Source organism: Xanthomarina sp. F2636L (assembly GCF_026410195.1).
Classification (GTDB): Bacteria; Bacteroidota; Bacteroidia; order Flavobacteriales; family Flavobacteriaceae; genus Xanthomarina.
Map to the genome: position 1 here is coordinate 274678 of NZ_JAPMLM010000058.1, position 17904 is coordinate 292581.

Here is a 17904-nt window from a genome sequence, read left to right on the forward strand (position 1 = left end):
AACCCTTTCTATCTTTAGAATATAAGTGCTTATTTATTTTTAAAATTATTATAGCATAAACACCCCATAAGAACAATGAGTTTAAAAAAAATAATTACTATTTGTCTTCTTAGCATTGCTATTGTTAATATTACCAATGCTCAGGAACCAACGTTAAAAGTTAGTCCAAAGTTCGAGGCCTATAGAGATAGCTTAAAACAAGTTGAATATAAGCATGTATTCCCAATTTTTGGGCAAGGAGCTTATAAGAAAGGTTTTGATATTCCTTATCCATTAGGAGTTATGGGAAACTTTATGTGGATGGAACAAGGAATCTCTGTAACTAACTTACAATTGGGTTTACAAAATGAATTTAATGATATAGGATTAACACCAATAGATTTTATAAAATTTGGTGATAATAAAAACACTTCTTATACAGTAAACGTAAGACCAGATATATGGGTTTTTCCATTTCTTAATGTGTATGGTATTTTAGGGTATGCAAATACTAAAACTGAAATTAACTTAGTTTACCCAATAACCTTACAGTCGGTTGTAGAACAAAATGTATCAACTTATGGGATTGGAATTATGGCAGCTGGAACAGTTGGGCCTGTATTTTTTTCAGTAGATGCTAATTTCTCATGGAATAAACCTGAACTATTGGATAAAGCTGTCCCCGTTAGAGTTACAGGAATTAGAGTTGGACATAGTTTTGTTTTTAAAAACAGACCCGAGAGAAACATAGCTGCATGGGTAGGTGGATTTTTTATGGAAACAGGTGCTGATACTTCAGGACAATTAAAATTAAAAGATGCGTTGCCTGCTTCTGATGGAACTAAACGTGATCAAATTGTAAACGATTATTATAATTGGTATGATAATGAAGCAACCATTCCTCAAAAGATTGCTGCAGATAAAATTCTTACTCCTATAGTAGATCGCTTAGCAGATGCTGATGGTGAAGCTATAATAAAATACGGTTTAGATAAGCAAGTACAACAAAAATGGAATGGGATTATTGGAGCGCAGTTTCAGTATAATAAACATTGGATGTTACGTACAGAATTTGGTGTTTTAGGAAATAGAAAATCTATGTTGCTTTCCTTAAATTATCGCTTTTTACTTTAAATAAGACTGTTAACAATTCTTGTACTTGTCGTGTAAACCAAGTCCTTGTATAATCATAGGTTTAATTTTAACTAGTCGAGAATGTTTGGTTGTTTCCCGTTTAGCAGAATCTACATAATGGCAGTATTCTCTTTGTTTTCCAGGGGCAAGTGTTTTAAAAGCAGCTAACAACTTAGGTTTAGATTTTAATTCTTGTTGTAATTCTTTTGGGATTATTACCGATTTTCCTCTCCTTTCAGGTTCTAATATTTTTCCGGATTTTTGGTTTTCTATAGCTTCATGTATATAATTTAAAACAATAGATTTATTAATATCTCTAATATTTTCAAAACGCATTTGTCTTAATGCTTTGGTTGTTTCTTGTGCTTTTTCTAAGAGTTGTTTTTCATCTTTTAAAAACACACCATTAAAAAACCAAATGCCAAAATGATTCTTAAAAGCACCTAGCCCCAAAACATTTTTCCCATCTAAAGTATAAACGGGAGAACTCCATTTAAAGGTTTCTTCTAATTCGGTTGAATTTATAAGCTGTCTTAGTAGTTCTAGAGCTTCCTTATAAAGAGGGTTAATTTCAATATACTCTTCAATAGAGCTAGCTTTTTTCATATTTAACAACAGTTTCTATAAAAGTACATATTTTTTTTCATTCTATATTGTAGAGTTTGAGTAGTTTACAAAACACTATTTAAATTTAGTCTAAATAAAATTTGCAGATGTGTTTATGGGGATTATATTTGCACCCAATTTAAAATCAATCTAAATTAAAATCATGTATAAAATATCAAGTTTACTTCTTCTTATAGTAGTTCAAATTTCATTTTCCCAATCAAAAATTACGGGACATATTCAGAGTCATAACAGCGAAGACATATCCTATTCCAATGTAATACTTCTAGAGACAGATATTGGAACTACAGCTAACGAGAGTGGTTATTTTGAATTAAATAACCTTAAAGCTGGCGTGTATGAAGTAAAAGTATCTTCTGTTGGTTATGTATCATCAACCAAAACAGTGCAATTATTAGATAACGAAACTATAAACCTAAATTTTAAGTTAGAAAGCGATTCTTATTTAGACGAAGTTGAGCTTTTTGGGAACCGAAATAAACATCCAGATAAAATTGAAGCCATTACTAGATTGCCTTTGGCACCTTATGAGCAAATTCAAAGTATTTCCATAGTATCAGAAAAAGTAATAACTCAACAGGGAAACCTAACTATTTCTGATGCCACAAAAAACGTTCCAGGTGTTTATACCTTTGCAACTTATGGAAATAAACGTGAGAGTATGTCCTCCCGTGGATTTAGAGGAATTCCTATATTAAAGAATGGTGTTCGGGTACATTCAGATTTTAGAGGTGTTGGTATTTTAACAGATATGCAAGGGGTGGATAACATCCAAGTTTTAAAAGGTTCTGCTTCCATTACCCAAGGCGTAGCAACCGATTTAGGTAGTCCAGGAGGAATTATAAATATAGTAACCAAAACACCTAAATATTATTTTGGAGGGAATGCCTATGTAAGAGCAGGAAGTTATGGGCAATTACGTACAGCTTTTGATGTGTTTGGACCTTTAACCAAAAAGCAAAATGTGGCATTTAGAATTAATGGTGCCATAGAACGAGCTGATAGTTATCGTTCTGGAATTTCTTCGAATAGATTTTATATCAATCCTTCTTTAGAATGGCAAGTAGATGATAAAACAACCTTAACACTTGAGATGGACTATTTTGACGATAGTAGAACACCAGATGTTGGTACTGTTAATCTTGCTGAAAATGATATTAATGCAATATATGACTTACCTTATGATCAGTTTTTAGGTTTTAAAAATGATAAAGCGCTAACAAAAAACACAACCTACTCTTTAAGGTTTACACGAGAATTAACTGATAAATTGAATCTTTTGGGAGCTTTTTATAAATCGAATTTAGATTTAGACGATAAAGGAGCTAGTCTTGGAGGAGTAATAGAAGATGCATTAGATAATCCAATTTACAACCAACGTAAACGTGGTTATGCTATTTCTGAAAGACAAGATGATAATAGTGTATTACAATTCGATTTAGTAGGAGAAGATATAAAAACAGGTCGTATATCGCATACGTTCCAAGTAGGTTTTGATTATAGAACATCGTCTTTCAATACTAAAAATCAAAGTATTTCAACTGTTGATACCATTAATGTATATACAAATAACACTAGAAATTTACCTGACGATTTAAGTTTTGGTGATGCTAGATTGTCTGGAGCAAGTACTAGTGCTATTGGTTTTGTTGCACAAGATGTTGTAACATTTAATAAATGGTTAAAAGCCTTTTTAGGAGTACGTTATAGTAAAACACAAACAGAAGCTGAAATTGAAACGGTTCAAAGTGATGCTTTTAATCCATTAGGAGGCATTATTGTAACTCCAATAGAAAATATTAACGTATTTGCTTCATATACTAATAGCTCGTATCCAAGAACAGCAACACGTTTAGATGTTAATGGAAACGAATTAGGAAATGAGCGTTACGACCAATTTGAAGCAGGAATAAAAACTAATTGGCTGAATAGTCGTTTAAGGTTTAATTTTACTTTCTTTAAAATCAATAACAAAGACATTAACTTACCTGTTTACGATGAAAACTGGGTTGCTACAGGATACTATCAAAAAGGAGGAAACGATGAAAGAAAAGGTATTGAAGTGGAACTTAGTGGAAGAATTCTAGAAAATCTAGAACTTATTACTGGATACTCATATATAGACGCACAATATAAAGAGCACACCTCTTATGTATATGGTTCTGCGCCTTTAAATACACCAAAACACACCTTTAATGCCTATGTTAATTATGGATTTAATAGTCTTTTAGACGGCTTGTCTGTTGGAGCTGGAGTTTATTTTACAGGTGAAAGACCTATAAACGATTGGAGTTCTGGAGCTGTTACTCATGAAGGGATTGTGCCTAACCAGAAACCCTTTATTGTAGATGCTTACACACAAGTAAATATGCAAGCAGCATATAAATTTAATGAGCATTGGGGTTTTAGAGTGTTGTTAAATAATGTGTTTAATGAGATTGGTTATAATACTTATAGAACAACGTATATAAACCAAACAGATCCAAGAAACTTCGCTGGAGTTTTATCTTATTCCTTTTAAATACAAATATTTTGATTACTACAAAAAAGTGCAGCCTATATGGAGCTGCACTTTTTTGTTGCTATTATTAGAACAATATAAAATTTCTAAAGAGTTATTATAATTATTTCAGATTAGGGGTTATACTACGCTTTTTTTTGAGCGGTCAACTCAGCAATCTTACAAATAACTTCAGTAGCTTTTATTATGCTTTCTACAGGAACATACTCATAACGTCCATGAAAGTTGTGTCCTCCAGCAAAAATATTAGGACAAGGTAAGCCCATATAACTTAATTGAGAGCCATCTGTTCCACCACGAATGGCTTTAATTAATGGTTTTATGCCTAACTGTTTCATGGCTTCTTCAGCAATATCAACAATATGCATCACAGGTTCTACCTTCTCTTTCATGTTATAATATTGATCTTTAATATCAATGGTTACAACTTCTCTTCCAAATTGCGAATTAATATCATTAGTTAATTTAACCATCACTTCTTTTCTAGCTTCAAAATGCTGTCTGTCGTGATCTCTAATAATATATTCTAAAACGGTTTCTTCCACTTCTCCTTCAATAGAATACAAATGAAAAAAGCCTTCGTAACCTTCTGTATGTTCTGGTGTTTCTAATCTTGGTAAAGAATTTATAAACTCGGTAGCGATGTACATGGAGTTAATCAATTTTCCTTTGGCATAACCCGGATGAACAATTTTTCCTTTCACTTTTACAACGGCTCCTGCAGCATTGAAATTTTCGTATTCTAATTCTCCAACTTGACTTCCATCCATAGTATAGGCCCAATCTGCACCAAATTTTTCAACATCAAATTTATGTGCGCCACGACCAATTTCTTCATCTGGCGTAAAGCCAACACGAATTTTCCCATGTTTAATTTCTGGATGATTGATTAAATATTCCATAGCCGAAACTATTTCTGTAATTCCTGCTTTATCATCGGCACCCAAAAGAGTGGTTCCATCTGTAGTAATTAAAGTTTGCCCTTTGTATAAAAGTAAGTCTTCAAAGTAATCTGGAGACAATACAATGTCTTGTTCAGCATTTAAAACAATATCCTTCCCATCATAATTTTCAATAATTTGAGGCTTGACATTCGCTCCTGTAAAATCTGGAGAGGTATCAAAATGAGATACAAAACCTATAGTTGGAACTTCATGATCTACATTACTTGGTAAAGTGGCCATGATGTAAGCATTCTCATCTATTGAAACGTCTTGCATGCCAATGGCTTTTAGCTCATCAACCAACTTGTTGGCTAAATCCCATTGTTTTTCTGTACTTGGAGTAGTGTCACTCTTTGGGTCGGACTCTGTATCTATGGTTACGTAACTTACAAAACGGTCTATAATATGTTGTTTTTCTATCATCTTAATATATTTTAATTAAAGAAAAGCGATGTATTTTAAGGTTTTCAAAAATACCAATAATTTATAAAACTAATGTTAGCATTTTTAATCAAATGAATAGTATTTTTGCCTAACAACTCAACTATAATGTATAAACGACTAATAAGACCCATTTTTTTTCTTTTCGATCCTGAGAAAATACATCACTTTACATTCTCATTAATAAAAATAACGTCGAAAATACCTGGAATTTCTGCCCTTTTTAGAAGCCTTTATGTTGTTGAAGATGCTAAATTAGAAAGACAGCTTTTTGGTTTAACGTTTAAAAATCCAGTAGGTTTGGCTGCTGGTTTTGATAAAAATGCTGTACTCTATAATGAATTAGCAAATTTTGGTTTTGGTTTTATTGAAATTGGAACCGTAACTCCAAAAGGACAAGAAGGTAACCCGAAAAAACGCTTGTTTAGATTGAAAGACGATCATGGTATTATTAACCGAATGGGATTTAATAATGAAGGTCTTGAAGCAGCTATTTTACAATTGAAGAAGAATAAAGGCAAGGTTATTATTGGTGGAAATATTGGTAAAAACACTCAAACTATACCAGAAGATTATACCAAAGACTATCTGACTTGTTTTAACGCGCTACATCCGTATGTAGATTATTTTGTGCTAAATGTAAGTTGTCCAAATGTAGGAAGTCATGCTAAATTAAACGATAAAGACTATTTACTGGAACTAATAGCAACGGTCCAAAAAGCGAACAAAACCTTTGAAAAGCAAAAACCTATTTTGCTAAAAATAGCACCAGATTTAAATAATATCCAATTGGATGAAATAGTGGAACTGATTGAAGAAACTCATTTAGATGGAGTTATTGCAAGTAATACATCGATAGATCGATCAGGGCTAAAGGCCTCTGATGAACGTTTAACCGAAATTGGAAATGGCGGTTTAAGTGGACAACCTATTAAAGACAAATCAACTCAAGTAATCCAATATCTGTCAAGTAAAAGCAAAAAGACTTTTCCAATTATAGGAGTAGGAGGAATCCATTCAGCAGCAGATGCAATAGGAAAATTAGATGCAGGTGCCGATTTAATCCAAATTTATACAGGGTTTATTTATGAAGGTCCAAAACTGATAAAGGATATTAATAAAGCTATTTTAAAAAGATAAAAAAAGCACTCCATTTTGAGTGCTTTTTTTAAATTTAATACGTATTTATAGTTTTATAATTTTTTTTGTAAACGTATTTTTATCTGAAGCTAAAGTTAAGAAGTAGGTTCCAGCTTTTAACTTGGAAACATTTATAGTTTCATTTTCTAAATTACCATTCATAATTTCTTGACCTATAATATTTAAAATTCTGTAAGACACATGATCAGATGAATTTTTGAGTTTCACATTTAAAATATAATCCTTAACTGGATTTGGATAAACTCTAACTGTTTTATCTGTTAAATTATTAACAGATAAAGTACCATTTATATTAATATTATCGATGGCTATATCACTATTAAAATTAGCTCCTCTAATGGCTCTAAAGCGAAATTTTATAGTTTGTCCTGCATAAGCCGATAAATCAATTTGTCTTTCAAGATAGGGGTCAGCACTATTAAGTTGTTGTTGACCAATAATTGCGGGACTTATATCGTTAACAAAACCAGAACCTGAGTCAATATCAATATGTAATTCTCCCATAGTGCTACCATACATGTGATAAGTAAAAGTTAAAGTTGCATCGTAAAAATTAATATCGATACATGGAGAGGTATATTCAGCCACGTCTCCAGAGTTTGAGCCCGAAGCTTCTGTGTAGATATAAAGGCCATCTCCAGCAGGTGAATTATCTCCAGTTGGTCCTGTCTGAGGAGAAAAAGTTGTTCCAGCGTTTAGTGTCCATAAAAAACTGGAATTTGCTGTACTAGTAGCATTCCATCCATCGGCTTGTAAATTGGTAAGGGTATTAAAATCTCTAGCAAAAGGAAGGTTTTCTATGGCACCTATTTTTATAAATTCAGAATTACTTTTTGTAATAGAAGATGTTGCATTATAAATAGTTAAAGTTACATCGTAAATACCAGTTGAGTTATATGTATGACTGGGATTTTGTGTTGTATAGTCTATAATATCGTCTCCATCTACATCCCATTCCCACGATGTTGCTCCATTACTATTGTCTGTAAAGTTTACCGCTAAGGAGTTTTCGCAAGATTGAGTCTGATCGGCAACAAAATCAACATTAAAACTAGAGCAAGCAAAGTTGTTTCTAATGGTTTGAAACGTCGCATATAATCTTGCATATTGTTGTGGAGAAAATAAAACCCTACATTCTTTTCTAGAATAGGACATGACGTTACTTGGGTCTGGGACATAAGTATCTCCATTTGCATCCGTGTCTGTACCAATATAAACACAAGATGCATTAACATTGGAATAAGATAAAGTAGGGTCTGCTGGAGTATCACATAAATAATCTCCTTCTGTAGTACAATTAGAACCATCAACCAATTCGTTTGGAGTGCCACCATGTGTATGCCTTAAACTAAAAAAATGTCCCATTTCATGTGCCAATGTACTGCCATTTAACGCACAAGAATTAACCATAATTATGGTGTCTGGACCACCTGGATAATAGGCGTAACCACAAACGTTATTTCCATTACTAGTAGCCGTATTTGCAAAATAAATATTAATTAATCCTGAAACATTATTTGCTCCGGTTAATGCCGTCTCATCTGAATCTACAAAATCGTAATAAGTGCTATCGTCTATATAATTAATAGCATCGCATATATAAAATTCCATATTAGCATTTACATAAAACGCGTTCATGACGTTCATGGCATCATTCAATTGAGAAACAGACAGACCTCCAGTACCTGAAGATGTTCTAATTATATGTGCTTTAATAGGAATTGAAGTTATTGTAAGACGAGAATTAGAATTATTTAAATACTCTTGTTCAAACTCGATTATTTGCTGTTTGTTGTTCTCATAGAATTCTAAAGATTCTGGTGTTTCAATAGTTCCGCACTCTGTCATTTCTTGTGAAAATAAGCTATTTTGAAGTAAGAGGGCAAAACAAAAAATAAGTAATATTTTGTTTGTGGTTTTCATGAGTGAAGGTGTTGATTAATAGAGGTATAAGATAAGTAAATATAAATTATAAATATATATTAAAGAATGATAATTATTACTGGAAATATAATATGCCAATAAAAAAAAGAAATATAATTCTATTTTTACAAAAAAAATATCCTGAATTACGACATACTAATATCGTTTATTGTAGCTACCTCAGCCTTAGCTTTTTCTCCTGGGCCAGACAATATCTATGTCTTAATGCAAAGTATTAGCCATGGAAAAACGTCTGGGTTAGCTACTGTATCTGGATTAATATCAGGTTGTTTGGTGCATACTACTTTAGTAGCTTTTGGTGTTTCGGCTCTTATAAAAGAAAACGATTCTTTGTTTTTTATCATCAAACTTTTTGGAGCAGCATACTTATTGTATTTAGCACATACTGTTTATAAAAGTGATGCCTCATTACAGTTAGGATCAGGAAGTGTTCCAAAGAAAACTGGGACTCAACTATTTAAACAAGGCTTTTTAATGAATGTTTTAAATCCAAAAGTCTCTCTGTTTTTTCTCGCCTTATTTCCTGGCTTTTTGTTTAGTAACACTTTGAGTGAAGTGACACAGTTCTATGTATTAGGATTTCTGTTTATGGCAGTTTCCTTTATTATTTTTTCTTCCATTGCTCTTTTGGCTGGCTCTATTTCAACCTATATAACACAGCATAAACATATTGGAAGCTATTTAAAATGGTTGCAAATATTCGTATTTGTAGGAATTGCCGTTTTCATCTTATTTTCAAAAAAATAGTCCTATTTTTACACTTCCAAGCAAATAAGAATGTCCGATTTTATAAAAATTATTGAATGTCCTAGAGATGCTATGCAAGGCATCAAGGATTTTATTCCTACCGAAAAAAAAGTACAATATATTCAGTCCTTATTACGCGTTGGGTTCGATACTATTGATTTTGGAAGTTTCGTGTCTCCAAAAGCCATTCCTCAAATGGTGGATACGTCTCAAGTATTAGATCAACTGGATCTTAGTAAAACCGAAAGCAAATTATTAGCTATTATAGCAAATACTCGTGGAGCTCAAGATGCCTCAATGCATAAGCAAATTGATTATCTAGGTTATCCATTTTCTATTTCAGAAAATTTCCAAATGCGGAACACACATAAAACTATAGCGCAGTCTGTTGTTACTTTAAATGAAATTCTTGAAATAGCCGATAAAACAAATAAAGAAGTGGTGGTTTATATTTCTATGGGTTTTGGAAACCCCTATGGAGATCCATGGGATGTGGATGTAGTAGGAGAGTGGACTGAAAGATTGTCTAATATGGGCGTTAAAATTTTGTCTCTTAGCGATACTATTGGAAGCTCTAATCCTGAAAATATTAATTATTTATTCTCTAATTTAATTCCAAAGTATCCGGATATAGAGTTTGGAGCACACCTTCATACAACACCAACTACATGGTTTGAGAAGGTCGATGCAGCCTATAGAGCCGGGTGTAAACGTTTTGATGGCGCTATTCAAGGTTTTGGTGGATGTCCAATGGCAAAAGATGAATTAACAGGAAATATGCCTACCGAAAAATTACTGTCATATTTTACTCAAAAAAAGGTTTCAAACTTAAATGCTTTAAGTTTTGAGAGTGCTTATAATGAAGCGACTAAAATATTTAAAGCTTACCACTAATTATAAAAGTCACTTAATTTTCACGTCTTCAATAAGTTAAAATATTTGTTAAAATTTTATTTTAAATTAATCTAAATAAGTTTTGTGTTTTTAAAATGCTATTCTATTTTTGCCGGATAATTATACAATTATTTGTAACAAGTCTAAATAAGAATAATATTTAAATAACCAAAAATGAAAAATGTATTATTGGTAGTAGCCTTATTAATTTCAGCTATTACATTTTCTCAAACAGTACCAGATTCCTTATATACTAATCCAAAACAACAAGAAAATTCAGCGCAACGTATCTTATCAGGTAATGTTAGTTCTGGTGTAACAGTGGGTGGTTATGGAGAAATTACTTATAATCAGCCAGAAGGTGACAACGGTGAACTTGATGTACAACGTTTAGTATTGCTATTTGGTTACAAGTTTAACGATAAAGTTCAATTTGTAACAGAAGTAGAATTAGAACATGTGGAGGAAGTTTATGTAGAACAAGCCTTTTTACAATATAGCTTAACAGATCGAGTGAATCTTCGTGGAGGGTTAATGTTAATACCAATGGGTATTATTAATGAGTATCACGAACCAACAACTTTTAATGGTGTTGAAAGACCAAGTATGGATAAGAGCATTGTACCTACTACTTGGAGAGAAATTGGAGTAGGAGTTTCAGGAAGATTTGATGAGATTTCTTTAGGTTACCAAGCTTATGTATTTACTGGATTTGCATCTGTAAATGGCTCTAAGGTTTTAGGAGGTAAAGATGGTTTGCGAAATGGAAGACAAAAAGGAATTCAATCCACCGTAGATTCTCCAAACTTCTCGGCTAAATTAGATTATTACGGATTACCAGGATTGCGTTTGGGGTTATCAGGATATGTTGGACGTTCTCAAGCGGAAGATGATGTAGAAGAACTTGATGGTTCTAGTGTAGGATTATCAATGGTAGGCCTAGATGCCCGTTATGCATACAAACGTATAGCTGCTCGTGGACAATTTGTATATTCTGGCATAACAGATACAGAAGCTTATAATGCATTGTATTACGATTTAGAAGCTGATCCAAACCAAGGTTTAGGAAGTGCCATGCAAGGTTGGTATTTAGAAGCTTCTTTTAATTTATTACCACTTAAAAAACAACAACAATTGTATGCATTTGCTCGTTATGAAGACTATGATACAAACGCTTCAGTTAAAGGAGATTTATTAGTAAATAATGCTTATAATAGAAGTGATTGGACTTTAGGATTAACGTATAAAATAACTCCTGGAGCTGTAGTAAAAGCTGATTATCAGTTTAAAAATGATGCAACTAATAATAGCCTGCCAAATCAATTAAATTTTGGTATTGGTGTATGGTTTTAATAAAACTAATTAATTTTTGATTTTTATTTTCCTATAGCTAGAGTTGAAGTATTAATTCACTCTAGCTATTTGGCATTTTAGTTGGTATCACTAAACATTTAAATATCTTTGCAAAATGAATATAAAATATTTCATGATCCTTTTTGTTTTTTTAACCCTTCAAGATATTGGGTTATCTAAAAGCATTCAGAAGAAGGTTGATAAAGAAATAACTGAAACATTTCAGGTAAACACCTTTAAGTTTGAGGCTTTTATAATCCCCAAAGACGCATCAACTGGTTTGCCTTCAAAATTTGAAGCAGATAATTTTTTTCAAATTCATGCAAACAATAAATTAATTGGCTATGCTTATATTTCTAAAGCGCCAAGTAAAACAGATGAATTTGATTATCTAGCTTTATTAGATCCTGAACTAGTTATATTAAAAACAAAAGTATTGGTGTATAGAGAGGATTATGGTGGAGAAATAGGTAGCAAACGTTGGTTGAAACAGTTTGTGGGTAAAACCCAAAACGATGATTTGAGATATGGAGATAATATCATGGCTATTTCTGGAGCAACTATTTCTGTAAGATCTATGACAACTGCCATGAATAACTTATTGATATCGTTAAAAACGCTTCATTCTAAAAACATTATTTAGTATGCAAATCAATGGATTGATACTTACATTTCCCAAAGAAATAAAACTTTTAATTTCAGCTTTTATTATTGTATTGAGTGTTGGTTTTTACTCAGGAATCCTTTTTGTAGGCGAAACATCTACAGCTAAACCAAATGGTATTGAAGAACAGTATTTAGGAAACGAATTTAATGAAGATGCTACTGTTATGAAGTTTAAGAAAAGCGAACAAGAAATGTTAACTTTGGTACATAACCACATTTTATCCATGTCCATTATTTTCTTTTTGGTAGGTCTTATTTTAAGTACTACCAAGCTCAATAAAAAACTTAAGTTGTTTTTAATAATAGAACCATTTTTATCCGTTATACTTACTTTTGGCGGTCTTTATTTTCTTTGGTCTGGTCTTTTATGGATGAAATATATAGTGATGATTTCAGGTTTTTTTATGGTCGTATGTTTTACTCTTTCCATTTTAATTATTCTAAAACAATTATTGATTTTAAAAAAGTAAGTATTTAAAAATTTCTCGTAATTTTATGCTTCATTTTATATATATGAAGTCCTTACTATTTATATTTTTAGTTGTTATTTCATCAAATATATATTCTAAAGAATATAAAAATTTAAAGAAATATCAAGAATTATTTGGTAATATTCAACTAGCACCATCCGACTGGCTCTGTAAAGACAGAAAAAATAACACCCTGGTTTGGCAACAAGCAAATGTCTATAATTTAGAAAATAACCTGCCCTTAGAATACGAAACTATTCAGCAGCGAACCGATTTCTATCTATGGCTTTTTAAGACTTTAGATAAAAAAGAACAGGAAGTGGTCTGGCCAAAAATGGCACACTATATTTCAAATAAACTAGAAATCACTCATTCTTTTCCGTTTAATATATTTATTCGAAAAGAAGTAAAACGATATGCAACTAAAGGAAGTGAAACTGTTTTTATTAAAGCTTTTGGAAGAATAAAAGAACTTTATTTTTCAGAATCAATTTTAAAGTCTGATAATGCCTTAACTTGGGATGAAGCTATAATCCATGAGGAGCAATACATCTGGTTACAAGAAATTTATAACGAAATAGATCCTAAAACTCTTAAAACTATAGATAAAATGGCTAAAGGGAAATGTGTTTATAAGTTTATGGTGCCAAAAGAAGTTGTTTTTTCAGGAGATTTATCTAATGAAGAAAACCGTTATAACTATGCTTTGAATACTTTAAGAGTTTATTGCCAAACCGAATATGAATAATTTAATAAAAACTTAAAACTAATTTCCCTATAAATATTGTACATTTGCACGCAATTATAAATGTAATTGCAACATGACATCACATTCAAACAAAATTGTAGGAGAAGGTTTAACTTACGACGATGTCCTACTAATTCCAGCTTTCTCAGAAGTCTTACCAAGAGAAGTTAATATTCAAACAAAATTTACTAGAAATATATCTATAAATGTCCCAATAGTTTCTGCAGCTATGGACACAGTTACAGAAAGTGCTATGGCTATTGCCATGGCTCGAGAAGGAGGTATTGGTGTGCTTCATAAAAACATGACCATAGCGCAACAAGCTAATGAGGTACGTAAAGTTAAGCGTGCAGAAAGTGGCATGATAACAGATCCAGTAACTCTAACTATAAAAGCTACTGTTCTTGATGCCAAACAAAATATGGCTGAACATAGTATTGGAGGGATTCCAATTGTAGATGACCAAGGTTTTTTAAAAGGAATTGTTACCAATAGAGATTTACGTTTTGAAAAAGATGGAGAGAGACCCATTGTTGAAGTTATGACAAGTGGCAAACTTGTAACAGCTCCAGTTGGAACATCTTTACAACAAGCTGAGGTTATTTTACAAGAACATAAAATTGAAAAACTACTAATTGTTGATGATAATTATAAATTAGCAGGCTTAATTACCTTTAGAGATATTACAAAACTAACCCAAAAGCCTATTTCAAACAAAGATGTGTATGGTCGTTTACGTGTTGCTGCTGCTCTTGGAGTAACTGCAGATGCCGTAGAACGTACAGAAGCATTAGTCAAATCTGGAGTAGATGCTGTAATTATTGACACGGCTCACGGACACACCAGAGGTGTGGTTGCTGTGTTGAAAGAAGTTAAAGCTAAATTTCCAAGTTTAGATGTCATAGTTGGAAATATAGCAACGGCTGAAGCAGCAAAATATCTAGTTGAAGCTGGTGCCGATGCCGTTAAAGTTGGAATTGGTCCGGGTTCTATATGTACAACTCGTGTAGTGGCAGGAGTGGGTTATCCACAATTTTCTGCTGTACTAGAAGTTACAGCAGCCATTAAAGGATCGGGTATTCCTGTAATTGCAGATGGAGGAATCCGTTACACAGGAGATATTCCTAAGGCTATTGCAGCTGGAGCAGATTGTGTGATGCTAGGCTCCTTATTAGCCGGGACAAAGGAAAGTCCTGGAGAAACTATTATTTACGAAGGAAGAAAATATAAATCCTATAGAGGTATGGGGTCTGTAGAAGCCATGAAACAAGGTAGTAAAGACCGTTATTTCCAAGATATAGAAGACGATATTAAAAAATTAGTGCCAGAAGGCATTGTTGGACGTGTTCCTTATAAAGGAGAATTGTTTGAAAGTATCCATCAGTTTATAGGAGGATTAAGAGCAGGAATGGGATATTGTGGAGCAAAAGATATTGCTACTTTAAAAGAAAATGGACAATTTGTTAAAATCACATCTTCTGGGATTAATGAAAGTCATCCACATGATGTAACCATTACCAAAGAGTCACCAAATTATTCTAGATAGATTATTATTAGTATCTTATATTTTTATATTTTTACATTAAATATTTAGTATAAATTATGAAACCTGAAGTGACAACAGATTTTCAGACTGGTCAAGCAGAGATATTTAAAAATCCTATTTTGGAGCGTTTAACCAAAACGGATCCTATCTCTAATATTATAGTTTACGGTTTAGTTAATGCAGCTTTAGTATACGTAGCTATTGGAGTTATGGGATTAAGCGTATGGGAGTTTTTAGGTTTATTTGTTTTCGGTTTGTTTTTTTGGACCTTTGCTGAATATATGTTGCATCGTTTTGTTTTCCATTGGGTAACAGAAGCCAAATGGTCTCAAAGATTTCATTTTATTATGCACGGCGCTCACCATAATTACCCAACAGATAAAGACCGTTTATTAATGCCTCCAGTTCCAGGTATTATTTTGGCATCTCTTTTATTTGGAATGTTTTATGTTGTTTTCTGGCTTGCCGGATATACGCAGTTAGTGTACGGATTTTTCCCTGGATTTTTTATTGGATATTTATTGTATTCATTTGTACATAGAGCGACTCACGTCATGCGTCCTCCAAAGCGTTTTAGAGATTTATGGCATCACCATAGTTTACATCATTATAAATACCCTAACAAAGCTTTTGGAGTTTCCAATACGTTTTGGGATAAAGTTTTTGGTACCATGCCACCAAAAAAGAAGAATAAGAAAGCTTAATCATCTTCTAATAACTCTAATAATTTTTTCACACCTTCCGTTGCCGTTTCTTGAATAACAGTAATTCTTTGGTTATTTACTTTTGCAGGTTTCGGATCTATATAATAAATAGGAATGTGGTTTGGAACAAAATCCATAAGACTAGCAGCTGGATATACTTGCATAGAGGTACCAATAATTACTAGAATATCAGCAGTTTCACAAACTGTAATTGCTTTTTCTATCATAGGAACAGCTTCTCCAAACCAAACAATATGCGGTCTTAATTGATGTCCTTTTTCGCATAAATCGCCAACAAAAATATCTTCTTTAGAAGGTCTGACGTCCGTTATATTCTCACTGCTTCGTATTTTTAGTAATTCTCCATGTAAATGGACAATATTCTCACTTCCAGCCCGCTCATGCAAATCGTCCACATTTTGCGTTATAATAGTTACCTTGTAATTTTCTTCTAATTTAGCTAAAGCTAAATGCGCTTCGTTTGGTTGGACAGTTAATAACTGTTTTCGTCTTTCGTTATAAAAATTTAAAACCAATTCTGGGTTTTTAGCAAAACCTTGAAGCGAAGCAACTTCCATAACATCATGACCTTCCCAAAGACCATCGGCATCTCTAAAGGTTTTAATGCCACTTTCAGCACTAATTCCTGCACCTGTAAGTACAACTACATGTATCATTTTGTGAAACTATAAAATTCCATTGGGAAAATAAAATAAAAAAGGACGGCAACTTCACTTTAAAAATTTATATATTATGTGTAATATTACATCTATTTAAATTTAGATTATGAAGAACTTATTTAAGTTGTTAATTTTTATACTGCCTTTAGTTGTATTCACAGGGTGTAGTGGAGACGACCATATTACGGCAATACCTTCCAGTCAAACATCCAAGTCGTATGTAATTTCTTCTCTGTATGATAATAATGTAAACGGAGTTGCTAAGTTTATTAAAAACGACGATAACTCTACAACTGTTGAATTGAAGCTTACTGGTATTTCTACTGGAAGTCCTCATCCTGCATCAATTAATTACAACACTGCAGCCGAAGGTGGACTTATAGCCGTAACTCTTAATCCAGTAAATGATAATACGGGATTTAGTACAACAACTTTTACAGCTTTAGATAATGGAACACCTATAACTTACGATGAATTTTTAAGTTTTGACGGCTATATAGATGTGCTTCTTAGTGCGCTAGAACCAGATAGTATTCTTGCACAAGGAGACATTGGACAAAATGAATTAACAGGTCTTACAAAAACATATAATTTAGGAGAAAAAGATGTGCCTGGAATGTCTGGAATTGTTACATTTTCTCAACGTGAAAATGGGGAAGCACTTGCTGTAATTCAAGTAACAAATGCTACCAATGGTAATATGCATCCAGCACATATCCATAACAATACTGCAGTAGAAGGTGGTGCCATTGCATTAACCTTTAATCCCGTGGATGGAGATACAGGAATAAGTGCAACCAATGTGGCTGCTTTAGATAACGATGTTGCTTTTCTTTATATAGATGTTATCGATTTTGATGGTTATATAAATGTGCATGAAAGTGAAGTAAATCTAGCAACTATTGTGGCTCAAGGAGATATTGGACAAAATGAATTATCTGGAGTGTCAACTTCTTATGTTTTAAATGAAGTGGATCTGTCTGGGATAAGTGGAACGGTTACATTTTATGGAAGAAATAATGGGGAAGCATTGGCTGTTATTTTATTGCAAGAAACACCAGTTGATGGAATACATCCAGCTTATATTTATAGCAACGATATCGATACATCAGGAAGCATTATTTTTACTTTTAACCCTGTAGATGGAAATACTGGCGTGAGTCAAACAAATGTGTCTGCTTTAGATGATAATGCCGTTTTTGGTTATGATGATGTGTTGGGTGTTAATGGTCATATAAAAGTTCATTTAAACAATACCTTAACTACCATTATAGCTCAAGGAAATATAGGCGCAAACAATTAATAAAATAATTTTTTAGACAGAAAACCTGATGTTAAAGTCAGG

The 17904-nt window shown here is 32.6% G+C and carries 16 protein-coding genes; 12 read left to right on the forward strand and 4 right to left on the reverse strand.

The genetic code is table 11. The annotated features are described in order from the left end of the window. Positions 1–75 precede the first annotated feature (75 nt). Complete coding sequence (locus tag OS191_RS05095; RefSeq protein ID WP_267154637.1) at positions 76–1113, forward strand: hypothetical protein; 1038 nt, start codon at positions 76–78, stop codon at positions 1111–1113. A gap of 9 nt (positions 1114–1122) precedes the next feature. On the opposite strand, the gene OS191_RS05100 is transcribed toward OS191_RS05095, so the two are convergent. Further along, positions 1123–1719 carry a YdeI/OmpD-associated family protein gene (locus OS191_RS05100; RefSeq protein WP_267154638.1) on the reverse strand — a complete coding sequence of 199 codons (597 nt, stop codon included), beginning with the start codon at positions 1717–1719 and terminating at the stop codon, positions 1123–1125. Positions 1720–1882: 163 nt separating this feature from the next. On the opposite strand from OS191_RS05100, the gene OS191_RS05105 reads away from it, so the two are divergent. Further along, positions 1883–4261 (forward strand): TonB-dependent receptor, encoded by a 2379-nt coding sequence (locus OS191_RS05105; RefSeq protein ID WP_267154639.1) that lies wholly within the window; start codon positions 1883–1885, stop codon positions 4259–4261. Between the two features lie 125 nt (positions 4262–4386). Here OS191_RS05105 and pepT read toward each other — a convergent pair whose 3' ends face one another. Then, positions 4387–5628, reverse strand: coding sequence for a peptidase T (pepT, locus tag OS191_RS05110; protein ID WP_267154640.1), 1242 nt, complete (start codon positions 5626–5628; stop codon positions 4387–4389). A gap of 126 nt (positions 5629–5754) precedes the next feature. Here pepT and OS191_RS05115 point away from each other — a divergent pair, with 126 nt between their 5' ends. Continuing rightward, positions 5755–6786: a quinone-dependent dihydroorotate dehydrogenase gene (locus OS191_RS05115; protein WP_267154641.1), complete on the forward strand. Its 1032-nt coding sequence runs from the start codon at positions 5755–5757 to the stop codon at positions 6784–6786. A 45-nt stretch (positions 6787–6831) separates the two neighbouring features. Here OS191_RS05115 and OS191_RS05120 read toward each other — a convergent pair whose 3' ends face one another. Continuing rightward, positions 6832–8730, reverse strand: coding sequence for a T9SS type A sorting domain-containing protein (locus OS191_RS05120; RefSeq protein WP_267154642.1), 1899 nt, complete (start codon positions 8728–8730; stop codon positions 6832–6834). A 141-nt stretch (positions 8731–8871) separates the two neighbouring features. Here OS191_RS05120 and OS191_RS05125 point away from each other — a divergent pair, with 141 nt between their 5' ends. The 8 genes from OS191_RS05125 to OS191_RS05160 all read left to right on the forward strand — a co-directional run bounded on the left by OS191_RS05125 (position 8872) and on the right by OS191_RS05160 (position 15879). After that, positions 8872–9498, forward strand: coding sequence for a LysE family translocator (locus OS191_RS05125; RefSeq protein WP_267154677.1), 627 nt, complete (start codon positions 8872–8874; stop codon positions 9496–9498). Positions 9499–9528: 30 nt separating this feature from the next. Further along, positions 9529–10392 (forward strand): hydroxymethylglutaryl-CoA lyase, encoded by an 864-nt coding sequence (locus OS191_RS05130; protein ID WP_267154643.1) that lies wholly within the window; start codon positions 9529–9531, stop codon positions 10390–10392. Positions 10393–10566: 174 nt separating this feature from the next. Beyond that, positions 10567–11745 carry a porin gene (locus OS191_RS05135; protein ID WP_267154644.1) on the forward strand — a complete coding sequence of 393 codons (1179 nt, stop codon included), beginning with the start codon at positions 10567–10569 and terminating at the stop codon, positions 11743–11745. A gap of 133 nt (positions 11746–11878) precedes the next feature. Beyond that, positions 11879–12388, forward strand: a complete 510-nt coding sequence (locus tag OS191_RS05140; RefSeq protein ID WP_267154645.1) for an FMN-binding protein — start codon at positions 11879–11881, stop codon at positions 12386–12388. Between the two features lies 1 nt (position 12389). Then, on the forward strand, positions 12390–12881 hold the full coding sequence (locus OS191_RS05145; protein WP_267154646.1) for an Aq_1264-related membrane protein: 492 nt from the start codon (positions 12390–12392) through the stop codon (positions 12879–12881). 25 nt (positions 12882–12906) lie between these two features. Beyond that, entirely contained in the window at positions 12907–13629 is a 723-nt protein-coding gene (locus OS191_RS05150) for an Insecticidal toxin complex protein (protein ID WP_267154647.1), read from the forward strand. A 73-nt stretch (positions 13630–13702) separates the two neighbouring features. Beyond that, positions 13703–15175 (forward strand): IMP dehydrogenase, encoded by a 1473-nt coding sequence (gene guaB, locus OS191_RS05155; protein WP_267154648.1) that lies wholly within the window; start codon positions 13703–13705, stop codon positions 15173–15175. Between the two features lie 56 nt (positions 15176–15231). Beyond that, positions 15232–15879: a sterol desaturase family protein gene (locus OS191_RS05160; RefSeq protein WP_267154649.1), complete on the forward strand. Its 648-nt coding sequence runs from the start codon at positions 15232–15234 to the stop codon at positions 15877–15879. Here OS191_RS05160 and OS191_RS05165 read toward each other — a convergent pair. Beyond that, positions 15876–16556 (reverse strand): SIR2 family NAD-dependent protein deacylase, encoded by a 681-nt coding sequence (locus OS191_RS05165; protein WP_267154650.1) that lies wholly within the window; start codon positions 16554–16556, stop codon positions 15876–15878. The two genes, OS191_RS05160 and OS191_RS05165, sit on opposite strands and share 4 nt — an antisense overlap. A 109-nt stretch (positions 16557–16665) precedes the next feature. On the opposite strand from OS191_RS05165, the gene OS191_RS05170 reads away from it, so the two are divergent. After that, positions 16666–17862 carry a CHRD domain-containing protein gene (locus tag OS191_RS05170; protein WP_267154651.1) on the forward strand — a complete coding sequence of 399 codons (1197 nt, stop codon included), beginning with the start codon at positions 16666–16668 and terminating at the stop codon, positions 17860–17862. Positions 17863–17904: the final 42 nt, after the last annotated feature.